Here is a 22,081-nt window from a genome sequence, read left to right on the forward strand (position 1 = left end):
TCAGCGAGGGTTCGAAAAGCTCGACAGATCTACCTGATCGAAACGGTATTCATCTTCAACGTCCTGAAAAGCTGCGTTGATAAACAGTCCGTTCCTGGTAATAAACCAATCCTTTAACTCCTCCCTTCCTGGGTATTCGGTCGTGAACTCTCCCTTCAGCGTCCAATCCCCATCGAATACACGAATCAGGTAATGTTTGGTACGTTCAAACGTGTTGTCACCATCTCCCGTTTCTCCGAGCTTTGTTAGCATAAGGAAAAGATCCCGAAACTCATCATATAACAATCCTAAATGACTCGACGCCTCTTTTGGTTGTAACCATACCTTAAAGCTACCATAGTCCCTAAGCTCGGAAGGAAGGTAAGTGAACCTGTGATTAGTCTTGGGTGCCAATCGCTTAATCTCCTTTAAACCACGTAACATGACCAAGGTGTCGGAATAGGGATAACCAAACCAAAACTCTCCTCGCAACTGATCTAATCCACCATAGGTCTGAAACGCCGCCAAATCCCCGGAGAAACGAACGTAGTCGCTCGGCATCCTAAAGTAGGCTTGGTCATGTAATCCAGTTTCCATATTGAGGCGCATCATCCAGGCTGCATAGTCGCTAGGCGCAGCTTCCTGGTATAGGTTGTACGGATTCAGTCCTACATAAACCTCTTCTTCCTTGCGAAACATTAGCCCATTTATCGGAAAAATACGCACATAGGCTTCTTTGGTGTTAGGAAAGCGTGCGTTGGACTCTATTTCACGGATCTTGTTGCCTAGGGTATCATAGTTTGCCGCTCTTCCAGATGCACTGGCAGCGAACAACGTATCCAATGACAAGGGCATTCTAAGATCAGGGAACTGCTTCATGGATTCTGGCCCCTCTTTGGGAATATCCCAGCGTGCAAGCATATCGCCGGTCTCCAAGTCAACTACCGAAACCCTCACTCCACTGTTCCTTTCTGGCGAGTTCGTCTCATAGACTACTAAATCCCTTCCATCGTAATTCCAACTTCTAAAACTAATAGTTTATCAGACAATAAAAAAAAATAACTTAAAAGCATTTCAAATTTTCTTCAATATACCTTACATTTAAACAGATTGACAGTCAACCCAATACCCCTTGCGAAAAATAGTCTTTTTTGGAGCCTTATTCTGCATCCTGTGCCTTTCGGCGGGATGGTTTTTCTTTGTTGGGACCTCCGAAACCCACGGTCCTTCCCCTGCCCTCACTCCGTCCGACCAATTGAAAACGTTCCACCTCCACGATGGCCTTGAGATCCAACTCGTCGCTTCGGAACCGCTCGTGCAGGACCCTGTACACATTCAATTTGATGTAGACGGACGTTTGTGGGTGGTGGAGATGCGCGGATTCATGCCCGACATCGATGGTATCGGCGAGCAGGAACCGGTGGGGAGGATAAACATCCTTGAGGATCTGGACGGAGACGGCACCATGGATACCAGCACCATCTACCTGGACAGTCTGATCATGCCTAGGGCCTTGGCTTTGGTAAAAAACGGGGCACTGGTCGTGGAAAACGGCACACTGTGGTGGACGGAAGATCTGGATGGTGATTGGAAAGCGGACGTGAAAACCGCCATCGACCCGAATTATGCCGGAAGCCACCTGCCCGAGCATGCGGCCAATGGGCTCCTGCGGGCCATGGACAACTGGTACTACAATGCCAAATCGACCTTTCGGTATCGCTTGGAAGGCGATGAGTGGCTACGCGACAGCACCGAGTTCCGAGGCCAATGGGGCATCAGTCAGGACAACTTCGGCCGGTTGATTTATAACTACAACTGGTCCCAACTGCATGGGGATCTGGTACCTCCCAACCTACTACAGCGCAACCCCTACCATCAACCCACTACAGGTATCGACCACGGACTCACGGTGGAGCGACGCATCTATCCCATCCGGCCAAATCTGGCTATTAATCGCGGATACATCCCTGGCATACTGGATGAAGAAGGTAAACTGCAAGAATTTACCGCAGCCTGTGCGCCGTTCTATTACCGAGGTACTGCGTTGCCTGAGGCATTTAACGGAAATGCGTTTGTCTGCGAACCATCAGGCAACCTAATCAAACGAAACCAAGTAATCGAAGAGGGAATAAACCTCCGGGCCATAGATCCCAATCCCGGCACCGAATTTCTTGCCTCTACGGATGAGCGCTTCCGGCCGGTAAACTTGTGCAGCGGACCCGACGGCTCATTGTACGTTGCTGATATGTACCGAGGATTGGTACAGCACGGAGCTTACATTTCACCCTATCTCAAGGAAATTACCCTTAACCGAAATTTGGTGTTGCCTGTCAACCGGGGCAGAATTTGGCGGATTGTGCCCAAAGGCTGGAAAGACAACAAACCGGAGAACCTTTCCGCCGAAACCAGCGGACAATTAATAAATCGCCTAGCACATGCCGATGGCTGGCACAGAGACATGGCACAGCGGCTATTGGTGGAACGGATGGATACAACGATCTATCCACAGCTTTGGCAGACCGCACAACGCCACCGGGGTTCCTGGGGAAGCCTTCACGCCCTTTGGACCCTGCAAGGTCTACATGCGCTCCACCCGGACAGTCTTCTGACATTTCTGGATGAGGAAAATCCCTATTTAGCAGCCACAGCTTTGCGTCTCATTATCTCCGAATTTGTCAATACACCCGATCTACATGCAAAGGTTTGGAAAGTGATACAACCCCTAAGACAGACCAAAGCCACTGTTCTTGCCCTGCAGATATGCCTTTCTGCCGATTGGTTTTCGCCGGTTCAAACTCAGGAACTCCTTTTGGACCTCGTAAGTCAGCACCGCGGTGAACCCCTCTTTCGTGATGCTGCTCTAAGCAGCCTGGGCAACGATGCTTTGGGTTTCTACCTTGCATTGAACGCGCATCCCGATTGGCAGACTTCCGACCAAGATGGGGAGATTTTCGTGGAAATGATCGCCCTTTCTATCCTCCGACGCGGGGATTCCAATGAAGCCCAAAAACTGACAGACATCCTTCCCCAACTACTTCAGAGCGGAAAGTGGACCGCTAAACCCACCTTGGCTGCCATAACCCTTTTGGGCCGGACACCTTCTACAGCTCCTATTCCACTCTTGAAGACACCTTTTTGGGCATCTCAGAAAAGCCCACTACTAAGCCCCGATCAGTCTGACGCACTGCACCACCTCTTCACTTGGCCAGGGCACCGCCCAATGCCCACATTAACTACTGACGACGTAGGGCTGCTGGCAGAAAAAGACCTCTTACTGTTCACACAGGGCCGATCCCACTACCTAAGTGCGTGCGCAGGTTGTCATGGCTCCGACGGAGCGGGGGTTAGGCGTATGGGGCCACCGCTGGCTGCCTCCGAATGGGTAATTGGCGACGAAAAGCAACTTTCCCTGATCGTGTTGCACGGCATGGAAGGCCCGATCGAGGTAAACGGTGTCTTATATGACAGTCCAGAAATCCTCCCCTCCATGCCCGCACACACCCGACTGGACGATGGAACGCTGGCAGCTATTCTCACCTATATCCGAAACGAATGGGGCAATCAGGCCGGGGCCATAGACAGACGTTTTGTGGCAACGGCCCGGAACGTCACGCAGGGACGGGTCCTACCCTGGTCAGCCGAAGAACTTCGCAAATACCTCAACAATGAACCTCCCCCCTCTCCCTAAAAAACAGGCATGAACCATCCAGCAAACAGGCCGACCAACCGGCGAAACTTCATTCGACTGGCAGCTCTAGGCGCTCTGGCAACCCAACTGCCCTTCCTTTCTGCCCTAGCCGCCACTAGCCGCATCGGTGTAGTGGTGCATTCCTACGCTGCCAGATGGCAAGCCAAGACCATCGATGAGCAGTATCCTCCGATCAACGACGCCTTGGAGCTCTTACGACACTGCCACCGAATCGGAGCTGGTGGGATACAAACAGGTATCAGGGGCTGGACCAACGTATATGCCCAGCAGCTTCGGGCAGAAAGTGAGCAATTGGGCATGTATCTGGAAGGATCTGTCGCTCTGCCCAAGTACGCCTCTGATCTAGGGCTATTCGATCAAGAGGTGAAAATTGCGAAGGAAGCTGGCGTAACGGTACTCCGGTGCGTAAGCCTGGGCCCTAGGAGGTACGAATCCCTGCATAGCTACGGAGAATTCCTAGCGTTCCAAGCAAGAGGGTTAAAAGCACTGCAACTTGCCGAACCAATCCTAGAAAAACACCGCATGCGCCTAGCAGTAGAAAACCACAAAGACTGGCGTAGCGAAGAGTTGCAGGCCATATTACATACGCTGGATTCCGAGTGGGTGGGGGTTACCCTGGATTTTGGCAACAGCATTGCGCTGATGGAAGACCCACTGTATACCACCAATCTGTTGGCACCCTACGTGATCAGCACCCATATCAAGGACATGGCCGTGGACCTTCACCCTAGTGGGTTTAGCATGTCCGAGGTTCCCTTGGGCAAAGGCATCCTTAACCTTCAAAAAATTGCCAAAATCTGCAAACGCTACAACCCCCAAGTCACTTTCAACTTGGAAATGATTACCCGAGACCCCTTGGTGATTCCTTGCCTCACCGAAGAGTACTGGTCCACATTTGGTGATCTGGTACCTGCCTCGAGGCTTGCAGGAATCTTGGCCATGGTAGAGCAACATCGCCAACCGCTTCCGCGCGTTAGTCACCTAGCTACCCGGGAACTACTGGCTCTGGAAGAAAGAAATGTGGTAAGCTCTTTGGCATACCGAATGACATGAATTACTTTTAGGAAGTAGCAGCAAGCTAAAAAACAAGAACCAAAAAACCATGAACCAGAAACTACCCGGTATAAAACTCTTTGATCTCACCGGAAAGACAGCCATCATCACCGGAGGCTCCAAAGGCTTGGGCTTAGCCATGGCCGAGGGGCTTGCTTCTGCCGGAGCAAATATCCTGATCGCCAACCGAAACGCCGAAGAAGGCCGTAAAGCCGCCGAACAGGTAGCGGCAAATTACACCGTAAAGGCCAGCTCTTTTTCTGTGGATGTAACCGACGAATCGCAAACAGCGGCCATGGCCGAGGAGGCTATGAACACCTTTGGACGGATTGATATTCTGATCAACAGTGCCGGCATCAATATTCGGGGGGCCATCGATGAACTTACCCTTGAGCAGTTTGACGAGGTTATGCGTATCAACGTCACTGGCACTTGGCTATGTTGCAAGGCAGTAACACCCTACATGAAATCCCAAAAAAGCGGAAAGATCATCAACCTCGCCAGCACGCTGGGGCTGGTTGGCTTGGCAAATCGCACACCGTATACGTCCAGCAAAGGAGCCGTCGTGCAAATGACGCGGGCGTTGGGTCTAGAACTCGCTCCTTTCCGCATCAACGTAAACGGCATCTGCCCGGGACCATTCCTGACGGAAATGAATCTGCCCATTGCCCACACCGAGGAAGCCAAAAGCTTCATCGTAGGAGCTACTGCTCTGGCAAGATGGGGGGAACTAAAAGAAATTCAGGGTGCAGCCCTATTTCTGGCCAGTGAGGCCGCAAGTTACATGGTGGGATCTATGGTCACCGTAGACGGAGGTTGGACGGCGAAATAAACGATGGACAAAATCAATGCATAATCCCTGGAAAGGAATCGATACCAAGGAGCATAAACAGCGTTTAAATTACCCATGGTATCAACTATGTGCAGACTATGGCTTGGGAATGGTGAAATAAAACACGGATCCCATTCCTATGGTAGATTCCACCCAGATTTCTCCTCCCCAGGATTCCACATTTTTTTTGGCTATCGAAAGTCCTATACCTGTCCCCTCGTATTTCTCATTAGGGTGAAGACGTTGAAACACGACAAATATCTTCTCGAAATTCTCAGGTGCTATCCCAATCCCATTGTCAGCGACACGGATCTTCCAATAAGCACCCTTTTCTTCCGCTTCAACGGTCACACGTGGGGAAACTCCAGGTCTGGAATATCTGATCGCATTATCCATCAGACAATGAATGGTTTGGGTAAGCGGAGCCTTGTAACATTCCACTACAGGAAGTTTCGACAGCGACAATTGAACTTTCTTTTCTGCGATCAATTTCCTCCTCAATAGCTGATAGTCGTCAAGTAGTTCCTTGAGGACTATCCGTTCCACCGGATCTGCAAATCTACCTGCCCGGGAGTATTCCAATAAATCGAGGATAATCGTCCTCATCCGCTTTGCCCCACCCGTAGCAAACTGGATATACTGATGGGCTTTCTCATCCAATTGGTCACCGTACCGCTTTCTCAGTTGCTCCATGAAGCTGGAAATCATACGCAAGGGCTCCTGCAAATCGTGTGAGGTAACAAAAGCAAACTGCTCCAATTCTTCGTTAGTGAGTTCCAACTTACGAATATGTTGCTTCAATGATTCATTAAGCTCCAAAACCTTCCTTTCTGCTATTTTTTTGCCGCTTATATCCCGGAAGAATACACTAATCCCTTCCGGGGAGGGGTAGCCATTGGCTTCAAACCATTGATTGGTTGGCTTGTAGAATTCCTCAAAGTGCACTGGCTGTTGGGTTTCGAATGCCCGCTCGTATTGCTTGAAGAAATCCAACTCTTGCGCCAATGGAAATTTTTCCCACAACTTGTAGCCCACTAAATCCTCCCTTGGAAAGCCCAAGATTTCCTCCGCCCGCTTATTCCAATAGGTCACCTTCCAGTCTTTGTCCAAGGCAAAAAACGCATCGCCTATGCGCTCCAAAATATGCTCTTTTTCCAAATAGGCGCTTTCTAACTGCGCCACGGAATGCTTGCGCTCGTGGATATTTTTGAAGTAAACGGAAATACCACCACTAAAGGGATAGGCGCTGATTTCATACCAATTTCCATCTCTATTTCTTAAGTATTCGATCGACTCGGATTGACCAGTAGCTGCTACTCGATAATATACGTCCTCCAAATGGGTACCAACGATAGATGGGAATACCTCCCAAATATTTTTACCGATCACTTCAGATTCCAGTCGGCTGAGCAACCTCTCCGCTTCCTTGTTGAAATAGGTAAACTCCCAGTTGCTATTAAGGGCATAAAATGCATCAGAGATACTGCCCAAAATCTCCCTTATCTGAATTTCAAGAGATTTGGAGGTATGGATATCCTGAAAACTACCATAAATGCGTGTACATCTTCCATCTACCATTTCGGTCTCACCGATCGCTCTAACCCACTTTTCGTTGTTCTCAAAAGTCACCAGCACTGCTTCAAAAGCAAACGGTTCACCTGTTTCAATAGCCTTGGCAATAATATTTCGTACAAATTCTCTATATTCTTCCTTGTATAAACTAATAGCATTTTCTAATTCAGGGGTAAAATCCTCCGGCTTGGTTTCGTGCATTTCGTACAACGTATTTGACCAAAACAGTTTATCTGAGGCAACATCGATTTCCCAACTGCCTACTTTTGCTAATTTTGAGGACAATTGATTCAGCTCTCTGAGTCGCTTCTCGTTAGTAATGTTCTTTGCAGATGCATATACCAATCCTTCTTCGGGACTCGTATTGCAGGTCCAACTCAACCAACAAATTTCACCGGTTTTTGTGAGGTATCGGTTTTCAAAATAGAATGTATCATTGCCCTGAATCTGACTGGCTAGCTCTTTGGAGGTAATCACCCTGTCATCCGGAAAAATAAACTCCTCAAAGGATTTAAATAGTATTTCGCTCTCTGAATACCCCAAAAGTTCACAACCTGCCTGGTTGATTTTTAGAAACCGTCCTTGAAAATCTACCACACAAATTATATCTGGGATGGCATGGTATAAGTGGCTCAGGTCATTTTCCAGCTTCTTCCGGTTGATTTCAGAACCGATGAACCCTTTAAATCGGTTTAGCAAGTCCATATAACCTTGTAAATATTTCACGTCAAGGCAAGACGCAACTACCAACACCCCAACTACTTCGTCGTTATGAAAAAGTGGAATCCCTAGAACGGCCTGAAAATTGGCCCTATCGGCAGATTCCTTTCGGACAAAGTCCCCCGCTTCATCTAGCTTGTCCCATAACACGGTGGCTTTTTGCTGCCACACCCGTCCAGGAAGCCCTTCACTAAAATGAAAGGTTGTGATTCCCTCGCTGTACTTGTAAAATTCCAATCCATTTGATGAAGTAGCATGATGGGCCATTAACCGAATTTCGGTTTTCTCGATATTTGGAAGCCAAAGCTCTACACAGTCAAAATCCCCATACGCTGCGATCGTATGGCAAAGCTCGGCGAGAGAACTGGATAGACTGGTTTCAATAGAGAAGTTTAGGCTTACTTTTCCCAACAGATCTTTCTCTCTTTCTTTTTGTTTCTGTTCGCTTATGTCTCTTTGTATGGCTACCCAATGGGTAAACCACCCCTTTTCATTGGCTACCGGTGAAATCGACAAATTAACCCAAAACTCGCTGCCATTCTTTCTATAATTAATGGTGGTGATCTCACAGGACTCCCAGTTTCGTAGTGCATTTCCGAGCCTTCCCAGTTCAGCCCAGTCAGATTTTGGGCCCTGAAGAAACCTAGGAGACCTCCCGATGGCTTCCTCAGCCGAATAACCCGTCATGTTGGTAAAAGCCTCATTTACATATACAATCTTCGGCCCTGGCTCATCAAACGGTTCTGCTTCTGTGATTAGTATCGCGTCATGCGTATTGGTGATGACGCTTTCCAGCAATTTCAATCGATGTTCTTCCTCCTTCTTTTCGCTGATATTTTCGCAAATAGCAACGGTGCGATACGGTCTACCTGCATCATCTCTAATAAACGCTAAGTGAACACGCACCCAAACGATGCTCCCATCCTTCCGAACATAGCGCTTTTCGTTTCGATATTCCACCTCTCCACGCATGGCTTTGCTGAATTTATCCCAGTCCTTTTCCCTATCATCGGGATGTGTAAGTGCTACAAAACTCATATCCATGAGCTCCTTTTTCGAATAGCCTGTGATTGTTTCGTAAAAGGTGTTGACCAAAACGATTTTCCCTATAGCTGGATCTACTTGAGCAATGCCTAGGGAAGCAATTTCAAAAATGGTCCTGAACCTAGCTTCACTTTCCCGCAAAGCCTTTTCTGATTCCTCTAGTTTTTTAAACTGTTCCTCTTCCAGAGTCACATCCTGACAGACCACTATCATACACGCTTTGCCCAGATAATCCACTTTATGTCCATTGATCTTCATTCGGATGTGGTCCCCTGTCTTTTTTTGGTGGGTAAATACCCCAAAATAGATATTCCCCTGTCGCTCCTGTACCCCAGCATGTGCCGCTACCAATTGGGGGATTTCGGCGTGGGGACGAATATCCTTTAGCGTAAGAGTCAAAAACTCGCTGCGGGAATAGCCATAATGATCGATGGCCGCCTCGTTAACGTCCAAAATCCGGAAAGTGTCCAACTCATATACCCAAGAAGGCAGCGGGTTGAAATAAAAAAAGCTACTATAATCTGGCTTGCTCTCTTCCATAGTCATTCAAAACCTCGAGGAATTCATTCCTCGTTTTAGAAAAAACGGTTTGAACAGGAGCTTTCATCTACGTTCCCGAAAACTCGCTTCGCTCTCTGCGTAGCTCCTATCTCTACCGTCCAACCTATACGCTATCGGTGAATTTTATTTTTCTGAAGTCAACGATAATCCGACGGAGACAAACCTGTTCATCCAAACTTTATCTAGGTTAGGTTTGCAATAAGCAAAATTAGAGCCATTGCAGTAAAAGACAGAATTACCGTACCCACACTGTGGGAAATATAGCCCTTTTTGATATCCATGCCGGTAAGCTGCGTCATCGCCCAGAAGAAACTGTCGTTCGCGTGAGAAACCGCAATAGCGCCTGCTCCGATAGATAGTACGGTAAGCACTTTCATCTGCTCACTTTCCAGACCCATGGTCGCCATCAAAGGTACCATAATCGAAGCAGAAGTCACCAATGCAACGGTAGAAGATCCCTGTGCCGACTTCAACGAAAAACCCATCAGAAAAGGTAGCAGCAGACTGTAGTTTCCACTCAACAATGTCGCACTCACGTGATCCGCAATACCAGAATTCTCCAGCATCTTGCCAAAAACGCCACCTGCACCGGTAATCAAAATGACAGGTGCGGCAATCAACAGCGCTTCACCGAACCAACCCGAAGCGGAAAGCAATTGGACATCGAATTTCGCTGGAAGCGTAAACGATAATAGTACACCGATAAGCAATGCTATGATGGGATTGCCTGCAAACAAAATAAACTGGGTGAACAGATTCTCCTCGCCGAACGGACGCGTGGGGTATGCAGCGATGGAAGCCAACACAATCAAGGCAAGTGGAATAATTACAGGCATAAAGGACTTCCCCAGGCTGGGAAACTTCTTTTTGGACTCCGCTCCCTCCACTTGGGCAAATACCGGCTCTAGGTGGTATCTTGAGAGAAAATACTTGCAATAAAAATAACAGGGCACCAGTCCGATCGCACTAATAATCAATCCATAAAATATAATCATCCCCAGATCCGCTCCCAAAATACCTGCGGCGGCAATGGGCCCTGGCGTGGGCGGCACCAACGAGTGCGTAGCTGTGATACCCAAGGTAAGCGCAACGGTGGTTGCCAAAAAGGGAAGTTTTCCCTTAAAGGATAGGGATTTGTTGATGGGATTCAGCATGATAAATGCGCTGTCGCCAAAAACCGGAATGGATAGAATATACCCGGTAATCATCATGCCCAGCATCACAAATTTCTTACCGATCCAATTGAGCACTTGTTGGGCTATTACAAATGCACCGCCCGTCTTTTCCAAAAAGGTACCAATGATCACCCCAAAGAGAATAAGCAATCCGATCCTCCCCAACACCCCGCCAAATCCATCAGAGATTGATTTGACAATTAAGTCTGTGGACATCCCTGTCATCAGTCCGTAAATGATTGCTCCAATGAACAGTGCAAGGAAAGGGTGAATCTTAAAGCGGATAATGGCCGTCAAAATCAGCGCTAAGGCCAACAGTACAAATAGAAATAATGACATGACAGGTTAGGTTGGGTTTCAGGTTCCAGGAAACAATATACTAATAATCCCCAAATATCCTCCAGTATTTCACGGTCCAAATAGCATGGGAGGCTCGTCGTGTAGGATTAAAAAAAACAGGGCCGGAATTCGGGCCGTATTGCCGCTTAGGTCTGCTATTTCCAATAACTTGTTGATTCTCACAGCACGTATAGAGCCTATCGCTACTTGGGATTACTTAAATATACACGTCGCACTATCCGAAAATCAACAAAACCATCGTTAATTTGTATCGGACGGCTAAAACGGTTTGGTGGCTACGAATTAAACACTTTCTCTATTATCACCTAAAAATATTTCGTAGAACCCTATTTTTTCTAAATCAGGATTTTTCTAGCTTGCCGGGGAATAAGTATCTTAAACCAAAATCATGGCAGCTACAAAAATTACAGTTACCTCCAATGGCTCGTTGAGAGTGGAAGGGGATTTTGAATTAGTCGATTCGAATGGAAATTCCTACGGCTTGCAAGGGAGGACAATTTTGGGCCTTTGCCGCTGTGGACTTTCCAAGAACAAGCCTTTTTGTGACGGGTCGCATCGCGGGCAGCTGGAACATGACGCCGTGGCTTTTGACCTGCCGCCTAAAAAAGTGTAGCCTACATGACAACTTAAAAAGCATCGCTTGATACATGTCTGCGCTATTTTAGAAGGAATAGATTCAAACATTGATAGCTACATCCTTTATCATTCCTACGCAATTGACTGTAAGCAGACGAACTTTGAGGTAGAGTCGGAGCAATCTGTCGGAAATTTTCACAAATGTTCCTCCAAAAAACGGTCAATGTAATACTGGCAGTAGGCATTGACTTTTTCCGAAAGATCCATCGTATGCGGCCAGCCATGGAGCCGGTGGTAATCATGCGGCACCCCCGCCTCGGCCAACCACTGTGCGAGCGAATCTGCTTGGGAGACGGGTACAACAGAATCGATCGTTCCGTGAAATATCAACGTGGGTGGCAATCCGGGACGTATGTAGAACCGAGGCGATACCTGTTGGTACAGCTCAGGGTGTTCCTCGTAGGTGGCTCCAAGGAAGGAAATAGGTTCTCCCCTCCCCCTCGCTTCCTCGGTGGTTAGATCTGTGGGCCCGTAGAGATTGATCACTGCCCTCACCTCACTGCTTACGGAGTCTGTTTCGCACTCGGGCTGGAAAAGCTCCTCTTCACCAGCGTAACCAACCATCATGGAGAGATGTCCTCCCGCCGAACCTCCGATAAGGACCATACGCTCCGGATCAATCCCAAATTCCTCCGCATGGATTTTTAACCACCGGACAGCACAGTTCACATCCCTCACAGCAGCCGGAAACTTGGCCACTCGTGAAAGCCTGTAGGATACCGTGGCCGTTACATACCCTTTGTTCGCATAATCAATCAGGTAAGGAAGGTAGTCCGAGCGCTTTCCTGTCTTCCAAGCCCCACCGTGAATAAACACCAGCGTGGGCTTTCGCTCATCTCCCTGATCTCGCAGCCTATACACATCCAAGGCGAGCTCTAGGCTATCCATGGTCTTGTATACTCTATCAGAAAAAACCTCGATTTCCTCCGGAATCTCAGGATTACGTTCAATCAAGCGCAATGCTCCCACGCCATAGGCAAGCTTCATCATTGTTTCATTCCAATACCCCCCGGGAGCCTTGAGATCACGCCCTTCGCGGGGTGTAGAAACACAACTTACCACTAGTAAGACAACCCCAATCGGGGCTATCCAAAGCATATTAAGCTTCATGCGAATCAGTGTTAGACGTGTCAAGGATAAATTTTAAAACCCACCGATAGGCTTTTGAGGGTGTATATAAAAACTGAAGAATCATAGGAATGTGTTTTTTACGCTTTTGTAGGTAAAAGCGGGGAAGCGGATCATACGGTTGATGAGCCTCCATAAAGCGGTCCGAACCATGCAGGATACTGGGCTCCGTTCGCCCTCCCACCATAATCATCATGGGAGGCATGTCCTCGTGCAGATGGTACATGGGAGAAGTATCCTTCCAAACCTGAGGATCATCCGTAAAGGATCGGTTATGGGATGTTCCCGGGGCGTTATTTGCCTCCACCAAATAGCTGTACATATCCAACCCAGCCGGATCTATGAGCACTGCTCCCCGAATGGGGTTTTCCGCTACACCCACCGAATCAAAGTATTCATCCCGCACACTGATAAGTGCGGCCAAATGTCCCCCTGCAGAATGGCCCGAAACAAAAATCCGTTCAGGGTCGCCGCCATAATCCGCTATATGGGTATTCACCCAATCCACTGCCTTGGCTGAGGCCTTCCCCATAGCGTGTACTTTGTAGGTAGGGCTCAACGGATAGTCGATTACCACCGTCACTAGACCCTTTCTCGCGAAGCGTTTTCCCAATGGAATATACTTTTCCTTATTTCCTGATCGCCAGCTCCCTCCGTGGATAAATACAAATACCGGATAGGTCTCACGCTGCTTTTTAGGTGCGTATACCGTGAGGCTTTTCTCTGGTAAATCTCCCAAAAACCCTTCCTCCATATACGTGATATCCGGATAAGTCTGAATGGATCGAAAAGAGCATCCGCCTATTGCAAGAGCCGCGAAGAGGGAAACAGCAAAAAAGACGCGCATAACAAACTGGTTTATTTGCAATAATACGGATTTGAAAGGACTTTGTACTATCTCAAAATAGCAGAACCTTCACGTATCTGTAAAGGGGTATCAACCCCACAATGCTACACACAAACATTTTGTCCAAATGCTAGTTAAAACGATGGCATGAAAAAGGCAGAATCCCCTCAACTAACCCCAGAAGAAAGCGACCGAATCATCGAAATGGCCTGGGAAGACCGTACACCGTTTGACGCAATCTTTCGGCAGTTCGGTCTCAACGAGCAGGCGGTCATCCGTCTGATGCGGGGAGAACTCCAAGAAGGTTCGTTTAAGCGATGGCGTAAACGGGTGCAGGGTCGAAAGACCAAGCACTATGCTACTTCATCCTCGGACATGAACCGATTTCACTGCGCCCGACAGCGGTCAATCAGCCAAAATGCTATCAGCAAGCGCCGCTCTAAACGCTAGGTTCTTGCTGACTGAGGCAATGAAAAGAACCTAATCCCCAAATGATATCGAGCGAGTCCACTCCGACCACTTTTCTCTCTGGAAAGCACTGTTGGATAATGTCTAAGGCTAGATCGTCCTTTTTATCTCTAAACGTAGGCACCACCACGCAACTGTTGGCAATGTAAAAATTCGCATAGCTGGCAGGTAGTCGAGTACCCTCATATATCACCGGGGAAGGCATCGGCAACTCCACAATAGAAAGGGGACTACCATCAATCAACCGAAATGATTCCAGCAACTTCAAATTTTCGCGAAGCGGATGGAAATTATTGTCCCGCTTGTTATCCTCTACCACGGTAATTACCGTCCGTTCACCCACAAACCGGGTAATATCATCCACGTGTCCATCCGTATCGTCTCCTTCAATACCATCTCCCAGCCAAAGAATTTGTTCCACTCCATAATATCTGCGCAAAAAATCCTCAATTTGGGATTGGTTGAGGTGAGGATTACGATTTGGATTTAGCAGGCAAGAGGTAGTTGTGAGGAGCGTTCCTTTGCCGTTGAAATCCACTGACCCACCCTCCATGACAATTCCGGGATGGTAACAATGAAGATTCCGATAGTCAGCCACGCGCTGAGGTATGAGGTTATCCAAGTCATAGGGAGGATATTTATCTCCCCAGGCATTGTAATTCCAATTGACCACCACTTTCTTGGCAGCTGCCGTCGGATTAATTAAAAATGCAGGACCATGGTCCCTGCACCAGGCGTCGTTGGTCGGGAAATGGTGAAATACAACCCGTGTTAGGTCGACCATTTCCTTTGTCAAACAGGACTTGGCAAAATCCTCCATAGGCTGATCCTTCACCATCACATGCACCTCTTCTCCCTCCGATACCTGGCGGATAAATTGGGCATAAGGTCCGTAAACGGTGTGAATCTTCCCCGGCCAAGAGGCCTCTTTATGTGGCCAACTTAGCCAAGTAGCTGCGTGAGGCTCAAACTCTGCTGGAAAATAATACCCTTGGTCCGCCGGAAATCCCATCATTTTAACAGAAGCTTGGTGTATATCGCTATTCATCCAAATACCTGTTTAAAATAGGGCTGTAACTGTCAATGCGTCGGTCGCGCAAAAACGGCCAATGGGTACGGTAGCGATCCGAACCTTCCAAAGATATCTCCACCACCTGGGCAGTCTCCGCTTCGTGATCTGCCTGAAATTCCACTCTACCAAATGCATTACTAACAAACGAGCCTCCCCAGAATTTCATGTCTCCTTCAATTCCTACCCGGTTGACCGACACCACAGGGACACCATTTGCAACCGAATGGGATCTTTGGATGGTCTGCCAAGCTTGGTACTGATCTTGATTGGTTTGCGGATCCTGATCTTTGTGCCACCCGATGGCTGTAGGGTAAAAAAGTATTTCCGCACCCATCAAGGAGGTGATACGGGCTGCCTCGGGATACCACTGATCCCAGCAGATCAATATGCCGAGCTTTCCGAATTTGGTTGAAAAAACCTTGTAACCCAAATCCCCCGGTGTAAAGTAGAATTTTTCGTAATAACCCGGATCATCGGGTATGTGCATTTTCCGGTATTTACCAAGATAGGAACCATCTGCATCCAGCACGGCAGTGGTATTGTGGTACAAACCTTCCGCTCGCTTTTCAAATAGCGACGCGACGATCACCACACCCAATTCTTTGGCCAACCCAGAAAGGGTCTCCGTCGATGGCCCTGGAATAGCTTCGGCCAACTTAAAATTCGCGTATTCCTCCACATCACAAAAGTAGAGGGACCGGAACAATTCTTGCAGGCAAACAATCTGCGCCCCATCTTGGGCGAGCTTTCGGATGCCTTCCACGGTTTTTTGCATATTCTGAGCGGGATCATCACTGCATGCCAATTGCAACAGCCCCACGCTTACAGATTTAGTTTTCATGTGTCTATAGTTTGTTTTTTTAGTGGTCATGAGAGCCTCCCTTCACCGGGTCGAACTCCTCCGTACTGAAATAAAACCTGCCTGCTAAAATGAGAGGCACGAATACTTCGTTATCCATTTCAATTTAACTGGGTTGTATGACCTACATTGGTTAAGCAACCACTGTGCCACTAAGAGATCAATACCTTGTGCTTATTGATCACTGGGTTGGCATACATGGCTAAAAAACTCTGTACTGCAACCGGATTATTCTTATCTACTCCAGATAAAAACCGGGTTTCAAAGGCTTGCTTTTCCACCTCGGTATAGTGATTGGCGTATTCGTTGGAATTGTGTAGCAAATCTACGGCGATATAATTGGTAGGCCATAATTTAAAATTCGAAAGTATCACCCTATCGATTTCCTCGCTAATGCGTTGAAGCTGGCGGTTCAACGAGGTTTCTTCCTGGAATATCACGTCTATATCCTGATTCAATACATCCCCCAGGGCAATGTGGATACGTTTCTTTTGACCAATGATGCCACTAAGCAACGTTCTAAAATCCTCGTTTTTATCCTTTACATAGGTCTCTGAACGGGCTTTGGCCAACAGTTCCGGCATCTTCAGTAAATCGGTGGGATCATTTTCATAAGATATGGATACGGGAACAATCTTTAAGCGCTTGAAATAAACAGCCAAATCCCGATCCTCGCAGGCCATTGACAACATCTTTAACACGCCTTTTTGGGTCATGTCGTTGCCGTCCTTGGTACGACCTTCCCTTTGAGCGATCCATACCGATCGGTTTTCGTAAAATATCGAATCCCTGATATACTCGGAATTCAACTTGGAACTTTCCAACATGGCACGTGAACTCAGCCCTCGATGCACAATGAAGCTACGGGTTAACTTCGCCAAGGCCTTCAAAAAGGGCTTTTTGACCAAATTATCACCTATCGCAGAGGTGGTCATTTTGCATCCATTCTCATACAAAACCGCATTCAGCAGAGAAGTATCGAGAATGATATCCCGGTGATTGGAAATAAACAGGTATGCAGTATTTTTCTCTAGCTTATCAAACCCCGAGGTTGTTAACCCCGAGGAGCTTCTTTCCAGCACCTTTAACACTGCCTGATAAATGAAGTTAACCTGAAAGTCCCGAATGGAATGTGTTCGTAGAAGCTGGCTTCGCCATACATCATCCGGCACATCCGGGAAAGTGAAATGCATGATGGCCTTCATCATCGGATGATCCGCATGCTGCGCCAACGCATCATTCACTTCACTATCATAATAAGGTCTTATAGCTTCAAATTTGGACATACCTATCATTTTACGAATGCGCAAATTACGAAAAATGATTCAGCTTTCAGTACCGCTGTTCCAATAAGTACGGAATAGTGCAACTTTTGACCAAAACCCCTTAGTGATGAAGAAATAGAATGCGGTTTTTAATTGCTCGGAAAGAGTAAGGATGCCTGCGACTAGAAAAAGTGAACATCCCCAAAAACGATTAATTTGAGGAATCAACTCTATTCGCTTGGCCTTAGAAACAATTAACTGAGCATCTACAGTCGGAACTCTTTTTTTGGCAAGACCTAACTACCCAGCCATTACAGGGCTACAGTATAATATATTACAAAAAAAGCCGCAGGTGGTAGACACCGGCGGCTTCTTATATGTTCGAATCGAAACCCCTTACAACTGCTTCAGCTTGAGGTTTCTCCAGGAGATCTTCAAGCCACCACCGCTGTGAATCTGAAGCGCAATCTGTCCTTCTCCCTGTCCAATCTTCTCGTCAGAATAGTCTACCATTTCTACGCCATTCAGCCAGGTAGTCACTCGGTCACCTTGCACCCGAACTTTGATATCATTCCACTCCCCAAATTTGAGGTGTTTGTCCTTTTCAGGATCAGGCTTTATCAACCAGCCCCTGCCATAAGATTCGTAGATACCACCCGTGTCGTCACCAGGAGGTGCCACTTCCACCTGCCAGCCGGACACCTTGGTTCCCTCGAAATTTGAACGGAAAAAGATCCCGCTATTTCCATCTCTATCCTGCTTAAACTCCGCTGTCAGTTCAAAGTCCTTGTAGTTTTCGGTAGTACCAAGGTAACCGTATTCGGCATCAGGTCCGCTTTCTGAGACCAACACCCCATCCTCAACGTACCATTTTTCCGTGCCATAAATCTGCCATCCCGACAGATCTTTGCCATTGAACAATTCAATCTCATCGGAAGCCCCACAGCCCATCATTAAAAGCACTGCAATGGCCATAAACAAATTTTTCTTCATCATAGGTAGTATTTTAAGTTTTAAGTATTTAAAGAAGTAATCCTAATAAGCAAAGTTACACCAATTTCATATTAACCGGATCCCATGATATAAACTTGTCCTGGAAATAACTGTCGTTACACAGCAACGCTGGCGCTGCAGCTCGGAAGCCAAACACCGGATCTTCGACCACAGCACCGTTTTCACGGATGGCTGCAAAGAATTTACCGAAGTGATCGTAATGTGCACCCCGGTATCCGGATTCCACTTTATACACCATTTCCCTTGGCGGAAGGATCTTCTTCCTAACCTCTGCACTTTGGTTCATCTTTGCCTGCTCTTCCAAGAATGGATCGTTTGATGCGGCACTTTGATTGTTCTTGACAACCACCTCATCCCACTTCACATCCATAGAACCCTTACTACCCACGATTTTCAGGTAGGTTGAGCCACTCGTCCCGTCTACAAAGTTACAACGCAAGGACAGGTTAAATCCGGGATGCTGTGCACTATCTGGATAATCAAACATGCCCAGCAACACGTCCGGCACCTCTCGCCCATCCTTCCAATAGCGAAGCCCACCCATCGCCGAAATTTTGGTTGGACCAAGCGAATTGGTGATAAAATGCAAGCTGGTGAACAAATGAACAAACAGGTCTCCAGACATGCCCGTACCATAATCCAGGTAATTTCTCCAACGGAAAAACCGCAACGGATCAAAAGGCCTGTTCGTGGTATTTGCGATATACCGCTTCCAGTCCACATTTTTCTCAGAGGCATCTGCCGGTATAGCATACTGCCAAGCACCCTCCGGTGAATGGCGCGCCCAGAATCCCTCTGCATAATTAATATCGCCTATCGCACCTTCGGCTAGCAGCTCCTTGGCCTTTTCGTTGCCCAGCGACGATATGCCCTGACTACCTACGGTGAAAATTTTCCCGGATTTCTTCCAGGCATCGATCACCTCGTGGCCTTCTTTCACGGAGTGTACCATGGGCTTTTCACAATACACATGCTTCCCTGCGAGCAATGCATCTATGCTTATTTGTTTGTGCCAGTGATCGGGAGTGCCAATGATCACAGCATCCACATCGTTGCGCTTAAGTACTTCCATGTAGTCTGTAGTGGCAAAAAGATGACTGCCCCATTTTTCCTTTGCTCTTTCGAGTCTACCTTGATACAGGTCACTGACAGCTACTACCTCCACATGCTGATGCAGCAAGGCAGTGGATAGATCTTCCGATCCCATGATCCCTGCGCCAATCAGCCCCAATCGGATCACCTGATCGGCATGGTGAGAGGCTTGTCGGTGTAAAATATTCACGTGGTTCAGCGCATTACCTGATGCAAAGGCGGAAGGCACCACCGCAGAAGCTGCACCTGCCACACCCAGTTTCTTCAGGAAAGATCTTCTCTTATTGTCCATAGATACTGTTTTTTGTTAAATTCCCGTACAATATACGTATTATGTTTCTCAAAAAATAAATTTTTTTAGCCAGTTAAATCAACTTCGTTTATTTTTTCTTTAAACTCATCCTAATGAAACGCGAATGGTAGATTTTGAGGAGATCATGGCTCTGACCAACCGGTCGTATTCCGATTTTAGTAAAAACGAAAAAAGGCGAAATCACTTTCGCCTTTTTTCGTACAAATATACAATTCTTCTAGGTAGATCGGATTTGACTAAGCCAAGCCAGATTGATTTCATCAGGCACCTTCATCCTGTCTGCCAATCGAAGGTAACGGGCAGAAAGACCCGACAGATAGTCCTGCGCCTTTGACGCTACATCGTTTAATCCGGTTACGTTTTCCACGTTCCAAAGCTTAACAAGGTGGTCTATAATCCTGGCATAATCCCAACCGGTATAAACTCCGATCTTTTGCGTTACCGCAGAAAACTGGTCAAATATCGTAGGATTAGGGCCACCGTTACCCATAAGCACCGCTGGCATCACGATCTGCTTTCGCATCATCTTTTCAAAAGCCAGCATCGCACCATTGGGGTCTATCTCGAAGATACGGGTCATAAACGACTTGTATGCTTTTTCGTGACGGGCTTCGTCTCCCGCAATCTGCTTACAAATTTTTCCTAACACCGTATCCCCAGCCTTATCGGCCAACTTCCCGGTATTCACATGGGAAATCTTCGTGGCACGTTCTTGGAAAGAAGTGTAGATAATCGCCTGATAAGGATCCTTCTCAGATCTAGGGTCGAATCCATTGTAGATTAACCGGTGGATGGTCTGCTCTACCTGCCTCATATCAGCCCTACCTGAGAGATAAAGGTACTTATTCAAAAGATCTCCGTGCCGGTTTTCCTCCGCAGTCCATGCACGGGTCCATCGTACCCAGCCTTTGGGACTGGTCAGATTCCCGTCCTCGTTCACTCCCTCCAACATGTTGAAGTACGTTTGGTAGCTGGGAAGTGCTTCCTCTGTAATCATATTTCCCACAAGAGAAGTAATGATCGTATCGGGAATACCTTCTGCCCGCTCCCTAAGCAATTTCACCTGATCCAACGCATCCGGCTGGGTCATATCTGGGAGAAAATCCGTAGGCTGCCAACAGTCATCCGGGTCCATCAAGGTGGAGTCCACCGTGTCACTAACCAGGTCGTTAAGCTGACTAACTACCTCGGCATTTTTCTCTACCTCGTAGTTTATATTATCTGATTTGTTCATAAGCTCTCATTAACTTCTGCACTACCATAGGATATCCGGTTTAATCAATGGTATCCTTGCACAAATAAAACGTTTTTGTCGATAAAAGTAAAGCGTTTCATCTATCCCGGTAACATCATAACACTTGGCTGGTATTTATAATTCAATTCCGCGAAACCCTAAGCAGTTGCTTCCCTTCAGTTTCAATAAACTAGGTGGTAAGCAGCTACCTTATCTTTAAAGAATGTGGGGACTAGTACGATATTATCTCCTGGAATGAATCCGATATCCGCCGTATTGGACTCCTCTGACGAGGTATCCAGCAAAAGGGTTTCTTTGCCATCTTGAATCAGGTAGATTTCTCCCTTCCAACGGGTGGCAAGAAAGGTAGTGTCGTCCAGAATGATCAGTCCGTCTCCGCCCGTCACCACATCATTGATCAGCTCAAAGCTACCATCTGATTGGTACTTCTTCAAACCCTCAGCATCCAAGCCATAGAGCACCTTGTCTGGCCCGACCCGTAACCCATTGATATTTGGCTGCCCTTCTGCGAAGGTCCCGATAGTTCCATTTTCCAGATAAAGGATCTTATTGGCTCTCATATCCGAGAAATATACTCGGCTTCCATCCGTATCGGCATCGTTTAGAAACTGAGCGTTTTCTACCTCGTATTTGTTCAGAATCTCCCCGGTGCCAAGGTCAATCTCAACCAGTGCATCTACATCCGTTACATACAACTTTCCATCCAAAACCGTCATGCCCTTGGGAGCATGCAGGCCCTTTACCCATTCCCGCTCCACGATTTGTCCATCCTTGGTGATGATCGAGATGGAACCTACCCCGTCTTTTTCTGCGGGTCCTCCTTCGATATTTGCGACATAAATTTTCCCATTTGATGGCTCGTAGTGCACCGATTCGTTGGTGGTCAGCTCAGCAGGAGTCTCCCAGAGCAAGGTCAACGATGGCGTCACCGGCTCGGAAACAACTTCGTCTGAAACGTTTTCTGTATTGGAGGTAGAAGTACCACAGGCAGAAACTCCCCAGCATAAGGCAAGAGCTAGGGAAAAATTGAACAGTTGATTTTTCATATTCTTTTTACTTTGTTATTTCATTAGTCAATAGAGCGAACATACCCTACCCGAAAAGGAACTCTTGGAATTGGCTGCGCT

General features: G+C 47.3%; 18 protein-coding genes. 6 read left to right on the plus strand and 12 right to left on the minus strand.

All coding sequences use genetic code 11. The features are described from left to right. Positions 1–936, minus strand: coding sequence for a DUF4221 family protein (locus JJU34_RS15075; protein ID WP_228693228.1), 936 nt, complete (start codon positions 934–936; stop codon positions 1–3). Between the two features lie 175 nt (positions 937–1,111). Between JJU34_RS15075 and JJU34_RS15080 the strand changes: the two genes are divergently transcribed. From JJU34_RS15080 to JJU34_RS21870, 4 genes are all read left to right on the plus strand, one after another. Beyond that, positions 1,112–3,667 carry a c-type cytochrome gene (locus JJU34_RS15080; protein ID WP_228693229.1) on the plus strand — a complete coding sequence of 852 codons (2,556 nt, stop codon included), beginning with the start codon at positions 1,112–1,114 and terminating at the stop codon, positions 3,665–3,667. Between the two features lie 9 nt (positions 3,668–3,676). Further along, the gene (locus JJU34_RS15085) at positions 3,677–4,741 is read left to right on the plus strand and encodes a TIM barrel protein (RefSeq protein ID WP_228693230.1); all 1,065 of its coding nucleotides are present in this window, start codon (positions 3,677–3,679) and stop codon (positions 4,739–4,741) included. A 49-nt stretch (positions 4,742–4,790) separates the two neighbouring features. Next, on the plus strand, positions 4,791–5,573 hold the full coding sequence (locus JJU34_RS15090) for a glucose 1-dehydrogenase (protein ID WP_228693231.1): 783 nt from the start codon (positions 4,791–4,793) through the stop codon (positions 5,571–5,573). 68 nt (positions 5,574–5,641) lie between these two features. Then, entirely contained in the window at positions 5,642–5,689 is a 48-nt protein-coding gene (locus tag JJU34_RS21870) for a CRISPR-associated DxTHG motif protein (RefSeq protein ID WP_366512716.1), read from the plus strand. On the opposite strand, the gene JJU34_RS15095 is transcribed toward JJU34_RS21870, so the two are convergent. Next, positions 5,670–9,455, minus strand: coding sequence for a PAS domain S-box protein (locus JJU34_RS15095; protein ID WP_228693232.1), 3,786 nt, complete (start codon positions 9,453–9,455; stop codon positions 5,670–5,672). The genes JJU34_RS21870 and JJU34_RS15095 overlap by 20 nt on opposite strands. A gap of 197 nt (positions 9,456–9,652) precedes the next feature. Continuing rightward, complete coding sequence (locus JJU34_RS15100; protein ID WP_228693233.1) at positions 9,653–10,984, minus strand: GntP family permease; 1,332 nt, start codon at positions 10,982–10,984, stop codon at positions 9,653–9,655. A gap of 409 nt (positions 10,985–11,393) precedes the next feature. Between JJU34_RS15100 and JJU34_RS15105 the strand changes: the two genes are divergently transcribed. Further along, positions 11,394–11,618, plus strand: coding sequence for a CDGSH iron-sulfur domain-containing protein (locus JJU34_RS15105; RefSeq protein ID WP_228693234.1), 225 nt, complete (start codon positions 11,394–11,396; stop codon positions 11,616–11,618). A gap of 158 nt (positions 11,619–11,776) precedes the next feature. Here the strand turns inward: JJU34_RS15105 and JJU34_RS15110 are convergent, their stop codons facing one another. Next, a complete protein-coding gene (locus JJU34_RS15110) occupies positions 11,777–12,751 on the minus strand; it encodes an alpha/beta hydrolase (protein WP_228693235.1) in 975 nt (324 codons plus the stop codon). Then, positions 12,741–13,616: an alpha/beta hydrolase gene (locus JJU34_RS15115; RefSeq protein WP_228693236.1), complete on the minus strand. Its 876-nt coding sequence runs from the start codon at positions 13,614–13,616 to the stop codon at positions 12,741–12,743. The genes JJU34_RS15110 and JJU34_RS15115 overlap by 11 nt, the downstream gene beginning before the upstream one ends. 147 nt (positions 13,617–13,763) lie before the next feature. On the opposite strand from JJU34_RS15115, the gene JJU34_RS15120 reads away from it, so the two are divergent. After that, positions 13,764–14,066, plus strand: coding sequence for a TIGR03643 family protein (locus tag JJU34_RS15120; protein ID WP_228693237.1), 303 nt, complete (start codon positions 13,764–13,766; stop codon positions 14,064–14,066). On the opposite strand, the gene JJU34_RS15125 is transcribed toward JJU34_RS15120, so the two are convergent. The 7 genes from JJU34_RS15125 to JJU34_RS15155 form a co-directional block, all read right to left on the minus strand. After that, entirely contained in the window at positions 14,056–15,132 is a 1,077-nt protein-coding gene (locus tag JJU34_RS15125; RefSeq protein ID WP_228693238.1) for an agmatine/peptidylarginine deiminase, read from the minus strand. The two genes, JJU34_RS15120 and JJU34_RS15125, sit on opposite strands and share 11 nt — an antisense overlap. Beyond that, the gene (locus JJU34_RS15130) at positions 15,125–15,997 is read right to left on the minus strand and encodes a carbon-nitrogen hydrolase (protein WP_228693239.1); all 873 of its coding nucleotides are present in this window, start codon (positions 15,995–15,997) and stop codon (positions 15,125–15,127) included. The genes JJU34_RS15125 and JJU34_RS15130 overlap by 8 nt, the downstream gene beginning before the upstream one ends. Before the next feature lie 170 nt (positions 15,998–16,167). Continuing rightward, positions 16,168–17,301 carry a 1-acyl-sn-glycerol-3-phosphate acyltransferase gene (locus JJU34_RS15135; protein ID WP_228693240.1) on the minus strand — a complete coding sequence of 378 codons (1,134 nt, stop codon included), beginning with the start codon at positions 17,299–17,301 and terminating at the stop codon, positions 16,168–16,170. A 375-nt stretch (positions 17,302–17,676) separates the two neighbouring features. Then, the gene (locus JJU34_RS15140) at positions 17,677–18,273 is read right to left on the minus strand and encodes a DUF1080 domain-containing protein (RefSeq protein ID WP_228693315.1); all 597 of its coding nucleotides are present in this window, start codon (positions 18,271–18,273) and stop codon (positions 17,677–17,679) included. A 55-nt stretch (positions 18,274–18,328) separates the two neighbouring features. Continuing rightward, the gene (locus JJU34_RS15145) at positions 18,329–19,678 is read right to left on the minus strand and encodes a Gfo/Idh/MocA family oxidoreductase (protein WP_228693241.1); all 1,350 of its coding nucleotides are present in this window, start codon (positions 19,676–19,678) and stop codon (positions 18,329–18,331) included. A 238-nt stretch (positions 19,679–19,916) separates the two neighbouring features. Beyond that, on the minus strand, positions 19,917–20,933 hold the full coding sequence (locus tag JJU34_RS15150) for an acyl-ACP desaturase (protein ID WP_228693242.1): 1,017 nt from the start codon (positions 20,931–20,933) through the stop codon (positions 19,917–19,919). Between the two features lie 182 nt (positions 20,934–21,115). Next, complete coding sequence (locus JJU34_RS15155) at positions 21,116–22,000, minus strand: ATP-binding protein (protein WP_228693243.1); 885 nt, start codon at positions 21,998–22,000, stop codon at positions 21,116–21,118. Positions 22,001–22,081 lie beyond the last annotated feature (81 nt).

Source organism: Lunatimonas sp. (assembly GCF_020832325.1).
GTDB lineage: Bacteria > Bacteroidota > Bacteroidia > Cytophagales > Cyclobacteriaceae > Lunatimonas.

Excerpts from the sequence above, each read along its gene's own strand:
- JJU34_RS15085 (WP_228693230.1), top strand. The coding sequence starts at position 3,677 with ATGAACCATCCAGCAAACAGGCCGACCAACCGGCGAAACTTCATTCGA.
- JJU34_RS15090 (WP_228693231.1), top strand. The coding sequence starts at position 4,791 with ATGAACCAGAAACTACCCGGTATAAAACTCTTTGATCTCACCGGAAAG.
- JJU34_RS15095 (WP_228693232.1), bottom strand. The coding sequence starts at position 9,455 with ATGACTATGGAAGAGAGCAAGCCAGATTATAGTAGCTTTTTTTATTTC.
- JJU34_RS15100 (WP_228693233.1), bottom strand. The coding sequence starts at position 10,984 with ATGTCATTATTTCTATTTGTACTGTTGGCCTTAGCGCTGATTTTGACG.
- JJU34_RS15105 (WP_228693234.1), top strand. The coding sequence starts at position 11,394 with ATGGCAGCTACAAAAATTACAGTTACCTCCAATGGCTCGTTGAGAGTG.
- JJU34_RS15110 (WP_228693235.1), bottom strand. The coding sequence starts at position 12,751 with ATGAAGCTTAATATGCTTTGGATAGCCCCGATTGGGGTTGTCTTACTA.
- JJU34_RS15115 (WP_228693236.1), bottom strand. The coding sequence starts at position 13,616 with ATGCGCGTCTTTTTTGCTGTTTCCCTCTTCGCGGCTCTTGCAATAGGC.
- JJU34_RS15120 (WP_228693237.1), top strand. The coding sequence starts at position 13,764 with ATGAAAAAGGCAGAATCCCCTCAACTAACCCCAGAAGAAAGCGACCGA.
- JJU34_RS15125 (WP_228693238.1), bottom strand. The coding sequence starts at position 15,132 with ATGAATAGCGATATACACCAAGCTTCTGTTAAAATGATGGGATTTCCG.
- JJU34_RS15130 (WP_228693239.1), bottom strand. The coding sequence starts at position 15,997 with ATGAAAACTAAATCTGTAAGCGTGGGGCTGTTGCAATTGGCATGCAGT.
- JJU34_RS15135 (WP_228693240.1), bottom strand. The coding sequence starts at position 17,301 with ATGTCCAAATTTGAAGCTATAAGACCTTATTATGATAGTGAAGTGAAT.
- JJU34_RS15140 (WP_228693315.1), bottom strand. The coding sequence starts at position 18,273 with ATGAAGAAAAATTTGTTTATGGCCATTGCAGTGCTTTTAATGATGGGC.
- JJU34_RS15145 (WP_228693241.1), bottom strand. The coding sequence starts at position 19,678 with ATGGACAATAAGAGAAGATCTTTCCTGAAGAAACTGGGTGTGGCAGGT.
- JJU34_RS15150 (WP_228693242.1), bottom strand. The coding sequence starts at position 20,933 with ATGAACAAATCAGATAATATAAACTACGAGGTAGAGAAAAATGCCGAG.
- JJU34_RS15155 (WP_228693243.1), bottom strand. The coding sequence starts at position 22,000 with ATGAAAAATCAACTGTTCAATTTTTCCCTAGCTCTTGCCTTATGCTGG.